Annotated in this window: 15 protein-coding genes and 1 pseudogene; 8 read left to right on the forward strand and 8 right to left on the reverse strand. The window is 68.7% G+C overall.

Going from position 1 to position 19,724, the window contains the following annotated elements; genetic code table 11:
* Nucleotides 1-100 precede the first annotated feature (100 nt).
* Both EYR15_RS06840 and EYR15_RS06845 read left to right on the forward strand, forming a co-directional pair.
* Nucleotides 101-3,199 (forward strand): efflux RND transporter permease subunit, encoded by a 3,099-nt coding sequence (locus tag EYR15_RS06840; RefSeq protein ID WP_131002342.1) that lies wholly within the window; start codon nucleotides 101-103, stop codon nucleotides 3,197-3,199.
* A gap of 163 nt (nucleotides 3,200-3,362) precedes the next feature.
* A complete protein-coding gene (locus EYR15_RS06845; protein WP_131002344.1) occupies nucleotides 3,363-6,431 on the forward strand; it encodes an efflux RND transporter permease subunit in 3,069 nt (1,022 codons plus the stop codon).
* Between the two features lie 13 nt (nucleotides 6,432-6,444).
* On the opposite strand, the gene gnd is transcribed toward EYR15_RS06845, so the two are convergent.
* Nucleotides 6,445-7,446, reverse strand: a complete 1,002-nt coding sequence (gnd, locus tag EYR15_RS06850; RefSeq protein ID WP_131002345.1) for a phosphogluconate dehydrogenase (NAD(+)-dependent, decarboxylating) — start codon at nucleotides 7,444-7,446, stop codon at nucleotides 6,445-6,447.
* Nucleotides 7,447-7,695: 249 nt separating this feature from the next.
* Here gnd and EYR15_RS06855 point away from each other — a divergent pair, with 249 nt between their 5' ends.
* The 6 genes from EYR15_RS06855 to EYR15_RS06880 are packed head-to-tail and all read left to right on the forward strand — an operon-like array spanning nucleotide 7,696 to nucleotide 13,215.
* The gene (locus tag EYR15_RS06855) at nucleotides 7,696-8,703 is read left to right on the forward strand and encodes an AAA family ATPase (RefSeq protein WP_131002346.1); all 1,008 of its coding nucleotides are present in this window, start codon (nucleotides 7,696-7,698) and stop codon (nucleotides 8,701-8,703) included.
* Nucleotides 8,704-8,763: 60 nt separating this feature from the next.
* Complete coding sequence (locus EYR15_RS06860; RefSeq protein WP_131002462.1) at nucleotides 8,764-9,615, forward strand: DUF58 domain-containing protein; 852 nt, start codon at nucleotides 8,764-8,766, stop codon at nucleotides 9,613-9,615.
* Nucleotides 9,602-10,054, forward strand: coding sequence for a DUF4381 domain-containing protein (locus EYR15_RS06865; protein WP_131002347.1), 453 nt, complete (start codon nucleotides 9,602-9,604; stop codon nucleotides 10,052-10,054). Before EYR15_RS06860 ends, EYR15_RS06865 begins: the two co-directional genes overlap by 14 nt.
* Before the next feature lie 13 nt (nucleotides 10,055-10,067).
* Nucleotides 10,068-11,024, forward strand: coding sequence for a VWA domain-containing protein (locus EYR15_RS06870; RefSeq protein ID WP_131002348.1), 957 nt, complete (start codon nucleotides 10,068-10,070; stop codon nucleotides 11,022-11,024).
* A complete protein-coding gene (locus EYR15_RS06875; RefSeq protein WP_382239038.1) occupies nucleotides 11,021-11,956 on the forward strand; it encodes a VWA domain-containing protein in 936 nt (311 codons plus the stop codon). The genes EYR15_RS06870 and EYR15_RS06875 overlap by 4 nt, the downstream gene beginning before the upstream one ends.
* A complete protein-coding gene (locus tag EYR15_RS06880; protein ID WP_131002349.1) occupies nucleotides 11,953-13,215 on the forward strand; it encodes a BatD family protein in 1,263 nt (420 codons plus the stop codon). The genes EYR15_RS06875 and EYR15_RS06880 overlap by 4 nt, the downstream gene beginning before the upstream one ends.
* A 181-nt stretch (nucleotides 13,216-13,396) precedes the next feature.
* Here EYR15_RS06880 and EYR15_RS06885 read toward each other — a convergent pair whose 3' ends face one another.
* The 7 genes and pseudogenes from EYR15_RS06885 to EYR15_RS06915 form a co-directional block, all read right to left on the reverse strand.
* Nucleotides 13,397-13,789 (reverse strand): DoxX family protein, encoded by a 393-nt coding sequence (locus EYR15_RS06885; RefSeq protein ID WP_131002351.1) that lies wholly within the window; start codon nucleotides 13,787-13,789, stop codon nucleotides 13,397-13,399.
* 141 nt (nucleotides 13,790-13,930) lie between these two features.
* Nucleotides 13,931-14,962 (reverse strand): 2-dehydropantoate 2-reductase, encoded by a 1,032-nt coding sequence (locus tag EYR15_RS06890; RefSeq protein WP_131002353.1) that lies wholly within the window; start codon nucleotides 14,960-14,962, stop codon nucleotides 13,931-13,933.
* A gap of 72 nt (nucleotides 14,963-15,034) precedes the next feature.
* On the reverse strand, nucleotides 15,035-15,910 hold the full coding sequence (sucD, locus tag EYR15_RS06895; protein ID WP_131002355.1) for a succinate--CoA ligase subunit alpha: 876 nt from the start codon (nucleotides 15,908-15,910) through the stop codon (nucleotides 15,035-15,037).
* Nucleotides 15,911-15,913: 3 nt separating this feature from the next.
* Nucleotides 15,914-17,083 carry a succinate--CoA ligase subunit beta gene (locus EYR15_RS06900; RefSeq protein WP_131002357.1) on the reverse strand — a complete coding sequence of 390 codons (1,170 nt, stop codon included), beginning with the start codon at nucleotides 17,081-17,083 and terminating at the stop codon, nucleotides 15,914-15,916.
* A gap of 277 nt (nucleotides 17,084-17,360) precedes the next feature.
* Complete coding sequence (locus tag EYR15_RS06905) at nucleotides 17,361-18,350, reverse strand: aldo/keto reductase (RefSeq protein ID WP_131002359.1); 990 nt, start codon at nucleotides 18,348-18,350, stop codon at nucleotides 17,361-17,363.
* A 183-nt stretch (nucleotides 18,351-18,533) separates the two neighbouring features.
* The gene (locus EYR15_RS06910) at nucleotides 18,534-19,247 is read right to left on the reverse strand and encodes a GntR family transcriptional regulator (protein WP_245498186.1); all 714 of its coding nucleotides are present in this window, start codon (nucleotides 19,245-19,247) and stop codon (nucleotides 18,534-18,536) included.
* Between the two features lie 192 nt (nucleotides 19,248-19,439).
* Nucleotides 19,440-19,724 (reverse strand): annotated as a pseudogene (locus EYR15_RS06915) (succinate--CoA ligase subunit alpha); the annotation flags it as partial.

Below are 19,724 nucleotides of genomic sequence, written 5' to 3' on the forward strand. Positions count from 1 at the left end.
CTCAGATGGCGACGTTCCGATCTTCGGCGTCTGTGGTTACGGGTCCCGGCTCAAGGCCGGGACGCGATCACGGCGCCGACCGGCGCCAAGAGCGGCATCCGTGAACATCGCCGCCCCCTTCATCGCACGCCCCGTCGCGACCACGCTGCTCGCGATCGCGGTGCTGCTCGCGGGCGTTCTCGGCTACCTGAAGCTGCCGGTCTCGTCGCTCCCGCAGGTCGACTTCCCGACCATCCAGGTCTCGACCCGGCTCCCCGGCGCCAACCCGCAGACCATGGCCTCGCTCGTCACCGCGCCGCTGGAGCGCCAGTTCGGGCAGATCCCGTCGCTCGACACGATGACGTCGACGAGTTCGTTCGGCCTGTCGCGGATCACGCTGCGCTTCGATCTCGACCGCGACATCGACGGCGCGGCGCAGGACGTGCAGGCCGCAATCAACGCCGCCAATTCCACGCTGCCGGACAACCTGCCCTACCCGCCCGTTTTCTCAAAGGTGAACCCGGCGAACACGCCGGTGCTGACCGTCGCGCTGACCTCCGACTCGATCCCGATCCGCGACGTCTCCGACCTCGCCGACACGCTCGTCGCTCAGCGGCTTGCGGAAGTCGTCGGCGTCGGCCGGGTCAGCGTCGGCGGCGGCGTGAAGCCCGCGGTGCGGGTGCAGGCCGACGTCAAGCGGCTTGCGGCCTATGGGCTGACACTCGAGTCGCTCCGCACCGCGATCTCCGGCTCGAGCGTTGCGGGGCCGAAGGGCTCGCTCGACGGCGAGCGGCAGTCGTTCTCGATTTCGGCGAACGACCAAATCACCAATGCGAAGGCCTATGGCGAGGTCGTCATCGCCACCACCAACGGCGCGCCGGTGCGGCTGCGCGACGTCGCCGATGTCGTGGACGGAATCGAGGATGACAGCGTCGCGGCGACCTTCCAGGGCAAGCCCGCGATCGTCATCGACGTCCAGCGCCAGCCGGGCGCGAACACCGTCGCGACCGTCCAGTCGCTGCGCGCGGCGCTTCCGGAGATCCAGCGCGCGATGCCGGCCGGCGTCAGGGTCTCGATCGTCGACGACCGCACCGACACCATCAACGCCTCCATCCACGAGGTGCAGCTGACGCTCGCGCTCTCGGTCGGGCTCGTCGTGCTGGTCGTGCTGCTGTTCCTGAGGACGTTCCGCGCGACCCTGATTGCCGGCGTCGCCCTACCGCTGTCACTGATCGCGACCTTCGCGGTGATGTGGGCGTTCGGCTTCTCCGTCGACAATCTCTCACTGATGGCGCTGGTCGTCGGCGCGGGCTTCATCGTCGACGACGCGATCGTCATGATCGAGAACGTCCAGCGCCATATCGAAGAGGGTTCGCCCCCGCTGAAGGCGGCCTATGAGGGCGCCCGCGAAATCGGCTTCACGATCGTTTCGCTGACCGCGTCGCTCGTCGCCGTGTTCATCCCGCTACTGTTCATGAGCGGGCTGATCGGCCGCGTGTTCCGCGAGTTCGCAGCGACGCTGACCATCGCTGTCGTGGTCTCGATGGTGATCTCGCTGACGCTCACCCCGATGATGTGCGCGCGGCTGCTGCGCGCGCCGAAGAACAAACAGTCGAAAGTCGGCGCGGCGGCGGAGCGGGCGACGGCGGGGTTCATCGAGAGTTATCGCCGCTCGCTGCTCGTGATCCTGCGCCATCAGCGTCTGACGCTGCTGGTCACGCTCGCGACGGCGCTCGCGACCGGATGGCTCTACGTCGCCGCGCCAAAGGGTTTCCTGCCGGAGGAGGATTCCGGCCTCATTACCGCCACGTTGGAAGCCGGGCAGGACGTGTCCTTCGTGGAGCTCCAGCGCCTCGACGCGCTGGTCACGGCTGCGATCCGCCGCGACGACGCGGTGCGCAACGTGGTCTCGGTGCTCGGCGTCGGCGATCAGACCACGACGCCGAACGCGGGCCGGCTCTCGATCGTCCTGAAGCCGCATGACGAGCGGAACGTCTCGGCGACGCAGGTGATCGCTCGCCTGAACGATGAGGCCGGGGACATTCCCGGCATCTCCATCGTGTTCCAGACGGCTCAGGACCTGCAGATTTCCACGCGCGCCAGCCGTGCCCGGTACCAGTACACGCTGACCGATTCCGACGCGAAGGAGCTCCAGGCCGCGAGCCAACGGCTGTTGGAGCGGCTGCAGGATTCGCCTGTCCTGCAAAATGTCGGCTCGGATTCGCGTCCCGGCGGGCTGCAGGCGCGTGTGACTGTCGACCGGCTGACCGCGGGGCGGCTCGGCGTCACCATGCAGCAGATCGCAGACGCGCTCTACGACGCCTATGGGCAGCGGCAGATCTCGACGATCTACGGCCAGTCCAACCAATATCGCGTGGTCCTGCAGGCGACGCCGGGCCAATCGCGCGACATGAGCGCTGTCGGCAAGCTCTATGTGCCGTCCGCGTCCGGCGCGCCGGTGCCGCTCGCCTCCGTCGCCGAAATCTCGCTGGAGTCCGCTGGCCTAGTGGTGTCGAACGAGGAGCAGTTCCCGGCGGTCACGCTGTCGTTCGACCTTGCGGAGGGCTATTCGCTGAGCGACGCGCTCGCCGCGATCGAGGATGCGGAGGCCGCGACAGACAAGCCGGCGACCGCCGTCGGACGATTCTCCGGCGACGTCGCGGAGTTCGCCCAGTCGCTCGCCGGTCAACCCTGGCTGGTGCTCGCCGCCGTGATCGCGATCTACATCGTGCTCGGCGTGCTCTACGAGAGCTTCATCCACCCGCTGACCATTCTCTCGACCCTGCCCTCCGCCGGCCTCGGCGCGCTGATCGCGCTCAGGCTGTTCGGGCTCGAGCTCTCGATCGTCGCGCTGATCGGCGTGATCCTGCTGATGGGCATCGTGAAGAAGAACGCGATCATGATGATCGACTTCGCGCTCGACGCCGAGCGGGAGCGCGGCCTATCGCCGGAAGAATCGATTGTCGAGGCCGCGGCGCTGCGCTTCCGTCCGATCATGATGACGACGCTTGCGGCCCTCCTCGGCGCTCTGCCGCTTGCGCTCGCGTCGGGCCCGGGCGCCGAGCTGCGCATCCCGCTCGGCGTCACGATCATCGGCGGCCTGCTGCTGAGCCAACTGCTGACCCTCTACACGACGCCGGTCGTCTATCTCGCGATGGAGCGGCTGCGGCTACGCTTCGGCGGCCGCCAAACTGCGCCGCATCCGGAGCCGGCGGAGTGAGCCGGCCTGGAATCTACGTCATCCCGGACGGCCGGAGGCCGAGCCGGGATCGCGCTCCGGATAAGGCGGAGCAAAGCTTTGTCCTGATCGCGATCCCGGCTCTCCGCTTCGCTGCGGCCGGGATGACGAGCGCTTCCGCCTCCGGCCTATCTCGGGACGGCTGATGTCCCTCTCGACCCCGTTCATCCGCCGGCCGATCGGCACGGTTCTCCTCGCGATCGGCCTGATGCTGGTCGGGTTCGCGGCCTACATGCGGCTGCCTGTCGCGAGCCTCCCGAACATCGAATTCCCCGCGATCTTCGTGCAGGCGTCGCGGCCGGGCTCCGACCCCAGCATCATGGCGGCTACGGTGGCGGCGCCGCTCGAACGCGCGCTCGGCGCGATCGCGGGCGTGACCGAACTCACCTCGACCTCGTCCCTCGGCGCGGCCCGTATCGCCATTCAGTTCGACCTCGGGCGCAACATCGACGACGCCGCGCGCGACGTGCAGGCGGCGCTAAACGCAGCCTCCGCCGACCTGCCGTCGGACATGCCGAACCTGCCGACCTTCCGGAAGATCAACCCAGCGGCGCAGCCCGTGCTGGTGCTGGCGCTGACCTCCGACTCGCTGCCGCTCTCCCGCGTCTATGACGCCGCCGACAGCGTGCTGCTGCAGCGACTGAGCCAGGTCGCAGGCGTCGGCGAGGTCAGCGTTTCCGGCGCTGAGCAGCCGGCGGTGCGCGTGCGGCTCGATCCGGACCGCCTCGCCGCCATGGGCCTGTCGCTCGACAGCGTGCGAACGGCGATCGAACGCGCGAACGTGCTGTCTCCCGTGGGCGCGGTCGAAGATAGCGGCCGGCTGCTCTCGTTGTCGCTCGACAGCGAGCTCGGATCGGACCCGGACAGCTACAAGGACATCATCGTCCACACCGCGAACGGGGCCACGGTGAAGCTCGGCGACGTCGCCGAAGTCGCGGCGGGCTCGCGCAACGCGCGTACCGCCGGCTGGCTGAACGGCAAGCCCGCGGTGCTCGTCAACGTCACCAAGCAGCCGGCTGCGAACGTCATCGAGACGGTCGACGGCGTAAAAGCGGTACTGCCAGACCTCTCGCGCTGGATGGCGGCCGCGATCGACGTCCACGTGCTCGTCGACCGCACCACGACCATCCGCGCGAGCGTGGAGGACATGCAGTTCACGCTGCTGATCTCGATCGCGCTGGTGATGCTGGTCGTGTTCCTCTTCCTGCGCCGGCTCGCGCCGACTTTCGCCGCGGGCGTGACGGTGCCGCTCGCGCTCGCCGGCTCGTTTGCGGGCATGTGGGCGTTCGGCTTCTCGATCGACAATCTGTCCTTGATGGCGCTAGCGGTCGCTGTCGGCTTCGTGGTCGACGACGCGATCGTCATGATCGAGAACGCCTACCGCAATCTTGAAAAGGGCATGTCGCCAATGGAGGCGGCGCTGACCGGCGCGCGCGAGATCGCCTTCACCGTCGTCGCAATCTCGGTTTCGCTGGTCGCGGCCTTCATCCCCCTGCTGTTCATGGGCGGGCTGTCCGGCCGGCTGTTCTTCGAGTTCTCGATGACGCTGGTGTTCGCGATCGCGGTCTCGACTGTCGTATCGCTCACCGTCACGCCGATGATCTGCGGACAGTTGCTGCGGCCGGAGCGGAAAGCGGCAAAGCGCGGTCTACTGGACCGGCTCGGCGATGCCTATGGCCGGAGCCTCGGCGTCGCGATGCGTGCGCCCTGGGCGCTTGCGCTGGTCATGATCGCGGCCGCCGTCTGGACTGTCCATCTCTACATCGCGATACCGAAGGGCTTCTTCCCCGAAGACGACATCGGGGTGCTCGGCGCCTTCACGGAAGCCGCTCCCGACGTCTCCTTCGCCTCAATGTCGGAACTGATGCGACGCGCGGCCGATATCGTGGCGGCCGATCCGGCGGTCGAGTCCGTCGCGCCGTCGGTCGGCGGCGGCCGGAGCGTCGCGAACCAGGGCCGCATCCAGATCGCGCTTAAGCCGCAATCCGAGCGCGACGCGGCGCCGATCGTGATCGAGCGCCTGCGCAAGCCTCTCTCGCAGATCGCGGGACTGCGCGTCTTCCTCATGGCGCAGCAGGAGATCCGCGCCGGCGCGCGCGAAGGCCGATCGCAATATCAGTTCACGCTCTGGTCGTCCGATCTGGACCTGCTGCAGAACACCGCCCCACGCGTGGTCGAGCGGCTTGAGAAGATCCCGACGCTCAGGGACGTCGCGACCGATCGCGAGGCCAACGGCATCGATTTGCGCCTGAATATCGACCGCGACGCCGCGGCGAGGCTCGGCGTGTCGATCGACGACATCGACCAGGCGTTGAACACCGCCTTCTCACAGCGTCAGATCTCGGTGATCTACGGCCGGCGCAACCAGTATCGCGTCGTGATCGAGCTCGCGCCCGACAAATCGTCCGACAGCAGCGACCTGCTGAAGATCCACGTGCCGACCTCGTCAGGCGGCCAGATCCCGCTGTCGACGATCGCGACGGTGGAGCGCCGGGTTGCGCCGCTCGCCGTCAACCATCAGGGATCGTACCCGTCGATCACCATCACCTACGACGTGGCTCCGGGAACGGCGCCGGGCGACGCGACCGAGCTGGTAACGCAGGCGGTGCAGGAATTGCGCCTGCCGGATGGGATCAACGCCAGCTTCTCCGGCGACGCGGCGGAGCTTGCGCGCTCGGGCGGCGGCCAGCCGATCCTGGTGCTGGCCGCCCTCGTCGCGATCTATCTCGTGCTCGGGATCCTCTACGAGAGCGCCATCCATCCGCTGACGATCCTCTCCACGTTGCCCCCTGCCGGACTGGGCGCCCTGCTCGCGCTCCAGGCGGCGGGCGACGATCTCACCATCATCGCGCTGATCGGCATCATCCTGCTGATCGGCCTCGTGAAGAAGAACGGCATCATGCTGGTCGACTTCGCGCTTGAGGCCGAGCGCGACCGCGGCCTTGCCCCGCGCGAGGCGATCCTGGAGGCCGCGCGGGTGCGCTTCCGTCCGATCCTGATGACGACCTTCGCGGCTCTGCTCGGCGCTCTGCCGCTCGCCTTCGGCGAAGGCCCGGGCGCGGAACTCCGCCGCCCGCTCGGCGTCACGATCGTCGGCGGCCTGATCGTCAGCCAGTTGCTGACGCTCTACACGACGCCCGCGATCTACGTGCTGCTGGACCGGTTGCGCAGGCGGAGGAAACCAACAGAGCCCCTCGCACAACCTGCTGAGTAGCCCGACGCCCCTTTTATGTCTTGGTCTTCTTCTCCTCCGGGCCGGCGGCCTCCTTGTGCCCGCCGAACTGGAAGCGCATCGCCGAGAGCAGGCGGTCGCTGAAGGGATGGTCGGCGCGCGACCGGAAGCGTGCGAACAGCGCCGCCGCCAGAACGTCCGCCGGCACCGCCTCCTCGATCGCGGCCTCGATCGTCCATCGGCCTTCGCCGGAATCCGCAACGCGCCCCTCGAAGCCGTCGAGGCCGGGGTCGCCCGCCAGCGCGGACGCCGTGAGGTCAAGCAGCCAGGACGAGACCACGCTGCCCCGGCGCCAGACTTCTGCGACGTCGGCGACGTCGATGTCGAAGCGGCGATCCTCCGGAAGTTGGTGGGAGGCCTTGTTCTTGATGATGTCGAAGCCTTCGGCATAGGCCTGCATCAGGCCGTATTCGATGCCGTTGTGAACCATCTTCACGAAATGGCCGGAGCCGGTCGGCCCGCAATGCATGTAACCCTGCTCGACGCGCGCGTCGCGGCTGTCGCGGCCCTTCGTCTTCGGTATGTCGCCGACGCCGGGCGCGAGCGTCGCGAAGATCGGATCGAGGCGGTCGACCACCTCCTTCTCGCCGCCGATCATCATGCAATAGCCGCGCTCGCGGCCCCACACGCCGCCGGACGTGCCGACGTCGACATAGTGGATCCGTTTTTCGAGCAGGGCGGTGCCGCGGTCGATGTCATCTTTGTAGAAGGTGTTGCCGCCGTCGATGATCACGTCATCCGGCGAGAGCGCCTCGCCCAGACGCTTCACGGCCTCCGCCGTGATCTTACCCTCCGGCAGCATCACCCAGACGGCCCGGGGCGCGGGTAGCGCCGCGATCAGCTCCTCCAGCGAATGAGCAGGCGTCGCGCCTTCGCCCGCCAGTCCGTCCACCGCCTTGGCGTCGACGTCGTGGACGACGCATTCGTGGCCGCCATCGATCAACCGCCGCGCGATATTGCCGCCCATGCGGCCAAGCCCGATCACGCCGATTCGCATGGTTCGTCCCGTTCTGTTGGTGTCCGCCCGATCAGAGTTTGCGCACATATGCCTTTGGACGGCGCTGTCGAGCCGCGCGGCGCATGGCGGACATTCGTCTAGCGAGGTTAAGGCCGTCCGGAGGATTGACGTGAGGCGTAAGAAGGGGCGTGATCGCTCACAAGGTCCTTAAGAGGCTGATCTTACAACGTTGACTGGAGGAACGATGCGCATGACTGCGCCGTCCGCCGGCGCGAGGACGCGCCGCGCATGAATTTCGAGGATAGGCGCCCCGACGCGACTGCGGTGACCACCGCCGACGTCGGACTGCGGGAACGGGTCTCCGCCTTGCAGGCAGGACTCGAGGAAGGATTGATCGGGGCCTCCGGCCTCGTGGAGAGGTTGCTCATCGGCCTGCTTACGGGCGGGCACGTGCTCGTCGAGGGCGCGCCGGGTCTTGCAAAGACCCGTGCGGTGAAGCGGCTCTCGGCCGGGCTCGACGCCTCCTTCGCCCGTATCCAGTGCACGCCGGACCTGATGCCGGCCGACCTCACCGGCACCACCGTGTGGCGGCCGGACGAAGGGCGGTTCGAATTCCTCTCCGGTCCGATCTTCCACTCGCTCGTTCTTGTCGACGAGATCAACCGCGCGCCCCCGAAGGTGCAGTCGGCGCTGCTCGAGGCGATGGCCGAGCATCAGGTGACCGCGGGCTCCAAGACCTATCCCCTGCCCGACCCCTTCATGGTGGTCGCGACGCAAAACCCGATCGAGCACGAGGGCACCTTCCCGCTCCCGGAGGCGCAGCTCGACCGCTTCCTGCTGCACGTCGTGGTCGGCCTGCCGGACGCGGTCTCCGAACGGAAGATCCTCGACCTCGTGGAGCGCGAGACCGCGGGCGCCGAGCAGGCGATGCCGCTCAAGCTTTCCGGCGAGGAGATCCGGCGCGCCCGCGCCGATGTCGCACGCGTCTATCTCGCGCCGGCGCTCAAGGACTACATCGTCCGGCTGGTCTCGGCGACGCGCGAGGCGGACGTCGCGCCGGACGTGCGCCGGGCGATCGAATACCCGGTCTCGCCGCGCGGCACGCTGTCGCTCGCCTCCGCGGCGAAGGCCCGGGCCTATCTCCACGGCCGCGATCACGCCACGCCTGACGACGTCGCGGATCTCGCGGCTGACGCCCTCGCCCACCGCCTGGTGCTGACCTGGCGGGCGGCGGCGGACGGCCGCACGGCGCGGGACCTCGTGGCGCCGCTGCTCGACGCGGTGCGGCCGGTCTAGGGGCGTTCTGGCGTGGACGGCTCGCTCGTTCCCGGCGTCGATCTCGACGCCAACGGCCTGATGGGCCTGCGCCACCTTGCCGGTCGCGCAGGAGCAGCGCCTGTGCGCCGTCTTGCGGCGCGGCCCGGCGGCGTTGTCACGCGCAGGAGGGGGCGCGGCAGCGAGATTGACGATGTGCGCCTGTGGGCCGACGGCGACGACATCCGCCATATCGACCGCAACGCCACCGCCCGCACCGGCACGCTCCACACCCGCACCTTCAGGGACGAGCGCGAGCGCGCGATCCTGCTGGTCGCAGATTTCCGGCCGGCCATGCTGTTCGGCACCCGCCGCGCCTTTCGTTCGGTCGCAGCCGCCGAAGCGCTCGCGATCGTCGGCTGGCGCGCGGCGAGCGAAGGCGGACGCATCGGGCTGATGGCGCTCGGCGCCGGCGAGCCCGTTTTCGTGCGGCCCAAAGGCGGCGAGCGCGCAATGGCCTCGGTGCTCGGCGCGATGGCGCGGGCGCACGCCGACGCGCTGGCCGCGCCCGACCAGCCCGATCCGCCGCTGAGCCAGGCGATTGCGACCGCAGCCGGCGCGCTTCCCCGCGGAGGCCACATGGTCATCGCGACAGGGCTTGATGAGCCGGGGCTCGACTTCGATGAGATTCTTCGTGCAGCGGAGCGCCGGGTAGCGGTGACGACGCTGCTCGTCACCGACAGCTTCGAGCGCGACGCGCCGCGTGGGGCCTACGCCTTTCTCGGACGCGACGGCCGGCGCGGATGGCTTTCCGGCGCGCGCGGCGGCGATGCGCATGCCGACTATCGACGCGCTCGGCTTGATGGCCTCGGCGTCGGCGTCATCGAGATCGAGGCCGCGGCAGGACCGGAGAAGGTCGCGCCGCTTCTGGAGCGCTTCGATGCAGCACGATGATCCGCTCGCGGGCCTCCGCGCGCTCCATCTGCCGCCGGTGCAGAGCTCGTGGTGGTCCGATCTCGGTTTCGCCGTCGCGCTTGGCCTCGCGCTGGCGCTGATCGCGGCGCTCGCCTTTCGAGCTTTGTTCCGTCCGCGCGGCTCGCTCCGACGCGAGGCGTTGGCCGCCTTCGAGACCGCCGCAAGTCTGCCGACGCCCGAGCGCCGCGCCGCGCAAGCCGTCTTGCTCAGGCGCGTCGTAAAGACAAAGGCCGGGCCCGCAGAGGCGAACGCGACGGGAGCCGCCTGGGCGGAGACGCTCGACCGCGTTTTCGGAACCGAGCTCTTCAGCAAGGGTCGTGGCCGTGTGTTCGCTGACGGGCTCTACGGGCGACAAAAGGAGGACGATCCTGCGCTCGACGGAGAACTCGCGGCGCTGCTCGCGAGGCTGAAGCGGTGAGCGTCTGACGATCATGTGGCAGTTCGCGTTTCCGCTCGCTTTCCTGCTCCTGCCGCTGCCGCTTCTTGCGGCGCGGCTGCTGCCGCCGGACGGGCGCGTCAGCGGCGCGCTGAAGGCGCCGGCGACGATCGTCGCCTCGCATGGCGAAGCTGACCCCTCCTCCGTGGCGACCGGCGGCGGAAGGCTGATCGCCTGGGCCGCTTGGGCGACGCTTGTGACAGCCCTTGCAGGGCCGCAGATCGTGCTGCCGACCCAGGCGCTGCCGACCACCGGCCGCGACCTGATGGTGACACTCGACCTTTCCGGCAGCATGGAGCGCACGGACTTCACGCTCGACGGCAGGACTGCGCGCCGGCTCGACGCGATGAAGTCGGTCGCGGCGAGTTTTATTCGCGGCCGCGCCGGAGACCGCGTCGGCCTGATCGCCTACGCCGACCGCGCCTATGTCGTGGCCTCGCCGAGCTTCGACGTGGAATCGGTCGCCCGTTCGCTCGACGGTTTCTCGATCGGCCTCGCGGGCCGCTCGACGGCGATCGGCGACGGCCTGGGGCTTTCGCTTCGCAGGCTCGGCGGCGACGAAGCCAAGCGCAAGGTCGTGGTGCTGCTCTCCGACGGCGTGAACAACGCCGGCGTCTCCAAACCCACCGACGTGGCGCGGCTCGCCAAGGAGATGAACGTCACCGTTCACACGATCGCGATGGGTCCGCGGGCCTTTGGCGAGGAGGGCTACAATCCCGATGTTGTCGACGTCGAGACGTTGAAGACGATCGCGGACGAGAGCGGCGGCAAGGCGTTCCGGGTGAAGACCACGGACGATCTCATGGCCGCGGTGAAGGCCATCGACGAGATCGAACCGACCCGCTCGCTCGCGCCGCCGGCGCCTGTATGGCGCGAGCTTTGGCCCTACCCTGCGACCGCGGCCTTCCTGCTGACCGCCGCGTCCGCGCTGATCCGCAGGCGCGGCGCATGACGATGCTCGACGGCTTCGCCCTGCTGCGGCCGTGGTGGCTGCTCGGCGTTCCAGTCGCCGCGCTCATCCTGCTCGTCGCCGTCCGCCGCACCGGCGGCGTCGGCGACTGGCGGCGCGCGGTCGACGCCCATCTCCTAGACGCCCTCGCCCGCCGCGGCGGCGTAGTCGCGGGCAAGGGCCGCGCGGCGATCCTGGCTGCGGCGACCGCGGGGCTGATCGCGCTCGCGCTGACGGGCCCAGCCGTCGAGCGGCAAGGCGTCGCCGACTTCCGCAACCTCGACATCATCGTCATCGCGATCGATCTGTCCCGCTCCGTCGCGGAGAGCCCTCAGTTCAACGAGGCGAAGATTGCGGCGCTCGCCGCCGCCGAAGCCGCCGGCACGCGGCAGGTCGCGCTCATCGCCTATGCCGGCGACGCCTATCTCGTCAGTCCGCCCTCGACCGATCGAAAAGGCCTCGAAACCACCCTCTTCGCGCTTGACGGAACGACGGTCCCGGACCTCGGCAGCGCCCCGACCCGCGCGCTTGCGCTTGCGCGCAACGTGCTGAAGGAAGCCGGCGTCGTCGCCGGCGACGTGGCGCTGGTCACCGACGGCGGCGGGATCGACGAGGGTACGCGCGGCGAGGCGCGCGCTTTGCGCGCCGACGGCCACGCCTTGAGCGCGCTCTATGTGACGCCGAAGGCTGCGACCGGCGGCCTTCCGGGACCGCGGGTCGCGGGTCGCGTCGAGCTCGACGCGCTCGTCTCGGCGGGCGGGGGCTCGGTCGGCGACATCGCGAACGCCGGAGCCGTGGACGAGCGGCTGTCGCGCGACGAGACTTCGCGCCTCGGCGCCGGCTCCTACGCCTCGCTTGTCTGGAGCGACCTCGGCCGCTGGCTGCTGCTGGCCGCGGCCTTTCCCATGCTGATGCTGTTCAGGAGGTGCGGATGAAGCCCGCCGCCTTGATCGCCACGCTGGCGCTCGTGCTGCTCGCCGGTCCCGCTTCCGCGCAGGAGCGTTCGATATTCGACGACGTCAGGCTCGAGGCGATCCCCGAAACCAACGGCGTAAAACCCTATCCCGGCGAGATGGTGGTGCTTCGGGTGCGCGGCATCTACCGGCCGACCATCAAGATCCAGCATCTCCTGCAGCCCGAGCTCACCAATTTCGGCTGGCTGCATCTCGGACGCGGCGAGATGTACCAGACCGAGGAGAACGGCTTCACCGTCAACGGCTTCGAGCGGCTTCTCGCCATATTCCCGCAGAAGACCGGGCCGCTGACCATCGGCAGCTTCACGCACAAGCTTTCGCTCGTCGACGGCGTCGGCACACGGGAGATGGAGGTGAAGTCGCCGCCGGTGACCGTCGACGTCGCGAAATGGGAAGGCCCGGGCGGCCCTGACGACCCGAACCAGTGGTGGCTGCCGGCGCGCGAGGTGCGCGTCTCGGACTCCTGGAGCGCCGACCCGAACCGCGTGCCGCGCGGAGAGACGATCACCCGCACCGTGACGATCGAGGCTTTCGGCGTGACCGCCGACCAGCTGCCGCCGGCGCCCGTGATGCGCTCGGCCGGCATCATCAGCTTTCGCGGTCCGACCGAGCGGGACACGAAGCTGACGAATGACGGTCCGATCGCGAAAGCCACCTATCGTTGGAACATGCGCCCGATCACTGCTTTTCCCGCAACCGTAGATCCCGTCAAATTCCCGTGGTTCGACACGATCTCGCGCACCATGCGCGAGGCGACCATCCCGGCGCAGCGCATGGCCTGGGCCGCCGAGGGCGCGCCGCCCGTGCCCGTAGACCCCGCCGCCGAGAAGCCCGCTGCGCTCGCGACCTTCGGCGTCGGGGCCGCGGCCTTCCTCCTAGGGCTGGCGGCCATGCTCATCGGCGTTGGCGGAGCCGCTCTCCCTACCCTGCCGCCCCGCGCGCTGCTGAGACTGAGACTTGCCGCGCTCGGCAGCGACGCCGCACGGTTCCGGGCGGCGATCACTGAGCTCGCGCGGCGCGAGCCGGACCGGGCGGCCCGTTGGTCGCTGGACTCCGAGGTGCGCGGAGGCATAGCCGCGCTCGACCGTTCGCTCTACGGCGAGGCGGTCGGGGCGCGCCCCAACCTGCGGGCGCTCGCCCGTACGATCCTGCGCGCGCGGAAAGCGACTCGGCCGCGGCGGACGGCGACGTCCGCGCTGGCGCCGCTGGACGGGGTTTAGGGAGGGCTCTCCGCCCGAGGCTCCTCATCCGGCCGCTTGCGCGGCCACCTTCCCCGCGAGCGGAGAAGGTGAAGAAGCGGCGCCGCTTTCCTTCAGATCATAGACCTCGGCGTCGAAGCCCCCCGCTCGCAGAATAGGGCAAGGGGGCGCTGCCGGATCAAGTGCTGTCAGCGGCGCTCCGTCAGACCTGCCGGCCCTTCGAGCGAATGGCGTCCACGCTCCAGGGACCAGGGCCGGCGAAGAAGAGGTAGAGGAAGACGAAGCTATAGAGCGCCGCGAGCTCGCCCTTGTTGATGATCGGGAAGAATCCGTTCGAAGCGTGACCAACGAAGTAGGCCGCGGCCGCCATGCCCGACAGCAGGAAGGCCGCCGGGCGGGAGAACAGGCCGATCGCCAATAGCAGGCTGCCGAAGAGCTCGATCGAGCCGGCGACCAGCATCAGCGTCGGGAGCGGATCCGGTCCCGGAAGTGGGAAGTCGAGCAGCTTTTGCGTGCCGTGCTGCATGAAGAGCAGCGCGGACATGATCCGCAGAATGCTCAGGACCCTTGGGCTCCACACGGTCAGCATGGTCATCGTCTCGATCTCCTTGTCCGCCGGCGCGACGCCGGCCCGGAAGACGAGATAAGACGGCGCGCGAAGAGGAGCATAGCCCCTCTCCGCAATGTGTAATGTTCAGAACCGCACGGATCCGGGCAGATCCGCGGCTCCAGCGTCTCAGCCGGCCGCCGCGAGCTTCGGCTCCTCGGCCTGGACCGCTTCCTCCGGGAAGGTCGGGTAGATGTCGAGCGACCGGCCCATCTGTTTGGCGAGCGCTAGCACGATGTCGACGTTCGGGGTCGGCACGTCGACCAGCCGGCCCATCTCCTGAACAGAAGATAGCAGCGCGTCGAGTTCGATCGGCTTGCCGGCCTCGACGTCCTGCAGCATCGAGGTGCGGTGCGCGCCGACTTTCGCCGCGCCGTTGATGCGACGCTCCACGTCGACCTTGAACGTCGCGCCAACCTTCTCGCCGATCGCCTGCGCCTCAAGCATCATGCTTTTGGCGATCGCGCGCGTGCCGGGATCGGTCGCCACGACGTCGAGCGTCGCGCGGGTCAGCGCGGAGATCGGGTTGAAGCAGAGATTGCCCCACAGCTTCAGCCAGATGTCGTCGCGAATGTCGTCGTAATAGCGCGCCTTTAGGCCGCTGGCGTCGAGCGCGCCGCCGAAAGCCTTGAGACGGGCGGTCTTCGTGCGGTCCGGTTCGCCGAGGCCAAAGGTGTCGCCGTAGATGTGCTTGATGATTCCGGGCTCGGCGATCTCGGTCGCGGGATAGACGGTCGACCCGATGACGCGCTCCGGCCCGATCGCGTTCCACTGACGGTCGCCCGGATCGACGGTCGAGAGGCGCTTGTTCGCGTGGGGACCGTCGATCCCGTAGAAGTACCACCACGGCACGCCGTTCTGGGCGGTGACGACGGCGGTGTCTCGACCCAGAAGCGGGGCAAGATCCTCGGCGGCTTCCCAGGCCTGATGGGCCTTGAGGCCGATGACGACGAAGTCCTGCGGTCCGAGTTCCGCGGCGACCTTGGTCGCGGGCATCTGCGCGACCTTCTCCTCGCCGTCGATGATAAGCTTGAGGCCGTTTTCGCGGATGGCGGCGAGATGCGGTCCGCGGGCGACGAGCGAGACGTCGATCCCAGCCTGCTTCATCATCACGGCCATGTAGCCGCCGATCGCGCCCGCGCCGTAGATGCAGACCTTCATCGCCAAACTCTCCTCATCGTCTCCGCCTTCGGCAGGCGGCCGGCGGGGCGCCGCAAACCTGGGAACAGATGGTCAGTTCGACAGCGCGTCCGCGATGGTCGCCCCGACAAGATGCGCGCTTGGCGCGACGCGCACGCCGGCCTTCTCAAGCGCGGCGACCTTGGCCTTGGCGTCGCCGACATCGCCGAGCGTCAGCGCGCCGGCATGGCCCATCCGCCGCTCGCGTGGCGCGTGCATGCCCACGATGAGCGCCGCAATCGCCTTGGATGGCTTTGCGGAGGTGACATAATCCGCGACCTCCTGCTCCTCCGCGCCGCCGATCTCGCCGATCAGCACGATCCCTTCCGTGCCGGGATCGGCCAGGAAGAGCTCGAGGCATTCGCGCATCATCATGCCGTGGACGGCGTCGCCGCCGACGCCGACGGTGGTCGACTGGCCGAGCCCGGCCGCCGTCACCTGCGCCACGACTTCCGAGGTGAGCGACGCCGAGCGGGAGACGATGCCGACCGTCCCCGGCCGCTCCGAACCCGTCGCCATGACGCCGAGCTTGCAAATGCCAGGCGCCAGGACGCCTTGACTGTTCGCGCCGACGAGCCGAGTCCGAGAGCCCCTTAGCGCTTCCCGTACCCGCACCATGTCGAGCGCGGGCACACGTTCCGTGACCGTCACGATCAGCGGCAGTTCGGCTTCAATCGCCTCCAGCATGGCGGCGGCGGCGTTGGCTGGCGGCACGAACACGATCGACGCGTTGGCGCCGGTCGCGGCCTTGGCGTCCGCTACGCTGTCGAACATGGGCAGGTCGAGATGCGATCGGCCGCCCTTGCCGGGCCGCACGCCGCCGACGACCTTGGTTCCGTATTCGATCATCTGGATTGTGTGGTGCGTGCCGGCCCAGCCAGTCATGCCTTGGACGATGATGCGAGTCTCGTGATCGAGCAGGATCGCCATGGCTCAGGCCCTCCCCGCGGCGACCGAGACCGCGCGCTTCGCGGCCTCGCCCATATTGGCGGCTTCGATCACGTCGCAGCCAAAATTCGCGAGCCGGTAGCGGCCGAGGTCGGCGTTCAGCCCCGCGAGCCGCACGACGATCGGCAGCTTGCGGCCCGAGCGGCGGAGCGCGACGCCGAGTCCTTCCGCGATCGTGTCGCAGGACTGCATGCCGCCGCCATGCACGTTGATGAGAAGCGTGCGGAGCTTCGGATTGTCGAGCAGCAGGGCGAAGCCATGCGCGATGTCGAGGCTCTTTGCGGTGGTGCGGATGTCCATGAAGTTCGCCGGCCGGCCGCCCGCGGCCCGCACCATGTCGAGCGTCGCGAGGCCGAGGCCGGCGCCGTTCGACACCAGGCCGATATCGCCGTCGAGCTGGACGAAGTTGAGCTGGTCACGGTGAGCCGAGAGCTTCACCCGGTCGCCCTCCCCTCCGTCGCGGAGCGCGGCGATATCGGGCTGACGGAACAGCGCGGCGTCGTCGATCGTCATTTTGACGTCGAGCGCCTTCAGATCGCCGCCGGTGGTCACCGCCAACGGGTTGATCTCAATCATGCTGGCGTCGAGCTCGACGAAAGCGCGACGAAGCCCGTCGAGCAGACGCGCAGCCTCATCCGCCGCGCGACCTTCGAGACCGAGCGCCGCGATGAAGGCGGAGACGGCCTCACCCGCAGGAGGATGCGAGACCGAGAGCGGCAGGCGCTCGGCGCTGAACTCGCCACGCCGCTTCAGCTCCTCGACGCCGTCGCCGCCCTTCGGCGAGCCGAACACCACGAGCGTCCCGTCCACATCGACCAAGAGCGCGAGATAGATCTGGCGATCGATCGCGACGCCTTCCTCGACATAGACGCGGCGGGCGACCTCGCCCTCATCGCCGGTCTGGGGCGTCACGATGCGTTGCCCGAGCATTGCGGCTGCGGCCGCGCGCGCCATGGCCGGCCCGTGCGCCATACGCACGCCGCCGGCGGCTAGCCGCTCGCCGGCGAGGATCTGCGCCTTGACGGCGATCGGCGAGGCGCCGAGGTCGCGGGCGACCGCTTCCGCCTCGTCGGCCGTCAGCGCGACGGCGCCTCGCGGGATCGGCAAGCCGTAGTCGGCGAGGAGCCGCTTGGCTTGGAACTCCTGCAGTCGCATCGGTTCGCCTCCCCGCAGCCAGCGCCAATACAGGCTTCGGTTGGTATACGTGATGCCAGACGGCGCCAATGCGCATTAGGTCTGAGGCATCCCGTCGATCAGGCGATCATAGATCGAGATGAACTCAGCGTCCGGCGTCAATCTCAACAGGCTGCGGACATCGCGCGACGCGTTCGGCCGCCGGAACTTCATGGCTCGGAAGGAGCGGCCAAGTAGCACGACTAAGAGTTCTAAGGGGCGCTTCCGCTTGTCCTGAACAACCAACGCCGTGGCGCGATCAGGCGGCGTAAGAACAGCTCGACTGATCGGTGAGAAACGCCGGCAGATAAGCGCCGAGCCGGAGGGCGCACGCGTCTGGAGCTCGGCTCGAACGCTTGATCAGCGCCCTGAGATGGGTCGGCGCCATCGCGGAGAACAGGCAGATGCCGAGCGGGTTTGCGGCCAGCGCGTAATCCGTGAGGAATGCGGCCGCGGCGAGTTTCGGCGCCCCGTCGTAACCGGCGTCTGCAAACAAAGCCCGGGCTCCGGGGTCGCGGTGGAGCAGATCTATCAACAGGGGGAGCGTCCGCTGGGCGTCAAGCGCGCCGAAGGTGATGAGCAGCCTGCCCTCGTCTCGCCAAACCTGCGCCCAGTTCTGCTGAATATTCGGAGCAAGCGGATTGCTCGGAAATTGAAGGACGGAAAACACCTCCGGGAACGCGGCCGCCTGTCGGCAGGCTGCTGCGGGGGCGGCGATCCCGACGGCAGCGGCCTTGCCGCTCGCGATCGCCTGCAGGAGCGCCTCATGAACGGCCGGCGCCGCGGCCTCCTCCGGGGAGACGTCGTGCAGCATCAGCAGATCGACCCGCTCGACGCGCAGACGCCGCAAGCTACCGTCGAGGCTCGCGCGGATCGCCTCCGAGGTAAGCGGCAGCCGCTCAGTCGGCGCCGCCAATCTGACGAATTGTCGAAGCGCGGGAGCATGCCGGATGACGAAGCGGGCCGCCGGCCGAACGGCGGTCTTCCAGGCAGCCGTGCGGGCGGCGACACCGACTTTGGTGCAGACGTTCACCTCGCCACGGCGGCTCGCCAGAAACGGCGCCAGAACGCCCTCCGCCTCGCCGTGTCCGTAGCTTGGCGCGACGTCGAACCAGGTCACCCCCGCGTCGAACGCGCGGGCAAGCGCAGCGCGTCCATCCCGCGCGCTGACCCGCGAGCCAAGCGATCCGCAGCCAAAGCCGACCGCCGAGACCGGCGCTGAGCCGATCTGCGTCATGATTCTTCGCATGTGGCCCGCTCCACAGCGCGCGCATCCCGTGCGCGCCTTGGGAGAGGCGCGCCGACCTGATGGCCTTCGGGATGCGCAGGAAGCGGCATAAAACCGCGGTCCGCTGACGGCCGCAGTAACCTCAATCAGCCGAGCGCGATCAAGAGTATGTGAGTACGGCTCAAAGACGATGCCGGAGCCGGCTTAGTCGAGAATGTCGCCGTGTTCCTCAACGTACTGGGCGAGGCCCAGCGTGTGGTCGCGCGACAGCTGCTCGGCGGCGGCGACGTCGCGCTTTTCCAGCGCCTCGATGATCGATAGATGGTCGTCCATCGAGCGCGTGACGCGGTCGTCGCGGCCGATGGTGATCTGCCGGATGCCGCGAACATGCATGAAGATGTTCGAGGTGAACTCCTGCAGCGCGGCTGAGCCCGATAGCTTCACAAGAGTCTGGTGGAAGCGGATGTTGGCGTCGGAGTACTCGCTGAGATAATCCGCCGGCCTGTGGCTCTCGTTGAAGCCCTGGAAGAGCTTGCGGAGCTTCGCGATCTCGGCGTTCGAGGCGCTCTGCGCCGCGAGCCGCGCCGCCATGCTCTCGAGCGCGGCCCAAGCCTGGATCATCTCGATCACTTCACGCTTGGACTTCTTGAGCACCATGATGCCGCGCCGGGGCATCGACTTCACGAAGCCTTCCTGCTCCAGCATGGCTATCGCCTCGCGCACCGGCGTGCGGCTGACGCCGAGCCGCTCGGACAGCTGGCGCTCGTCGAGCCAGGCCGGATCCGGCGAGGAATAGATGTCCATATTGACGATGGCTTGCTTCAGGGCGGCGTAGACCTTGGTCTTGAAGGTCTGCTCCGGCGCAAAGCGCTCGAGCACCAGCGCGCCGTCGGAGTCGTCGTCGACGGGCCAACGCAACGGCGTTTTCAAATGCGGCGCTCCACTGGCGGGGAATCCGCAACTTGCATACCAGAGACGGGGTGAACGGCGAAGCTGCAAACCGCCGCATACTTTAGATGCAGAAAGGGCGGCCGAAGCCGCCCTTGGACATTGATTAATTCGTCATCCCTGACGCCGCGAGACGGCGAGCGGGGATGACGCTCTTTTTGATCAGCTCGCCGCGCGCAGCTCGGGCTTGTCGCCCTTGAGCAGCTCGACCAGCGTTTTGCCGAGCCTTGCGGGGCTGGGCGACACGCGGACGCCCGCGGCCTCCATCGCCGCGATCTTGTCCTCGGCGCCGCCCTTGCCGCCCGAGATGATCGCGCCGGCATGGCCCATCCTGCGCCCCGGAGGCGCCGTGCGGCCCGCGATGAAGCCCACCGTCGGCTTCTTGCGCCCGCGACGCGCCTCGTCCGCCAGGAACTGCGCCGCCTCCTCCTCCGCCGAACCGCCGAT

The organism is Hansschlegelia quercus (assembly GCF_004310425.1).
In the GTDB taxonomy this organism is placed as follows: Bacteria; Pseudomonadota; Alphaproteobacteria; order Rhizobiales; family Methylopilaceae; genus Methylopila; species Methylopila quercus.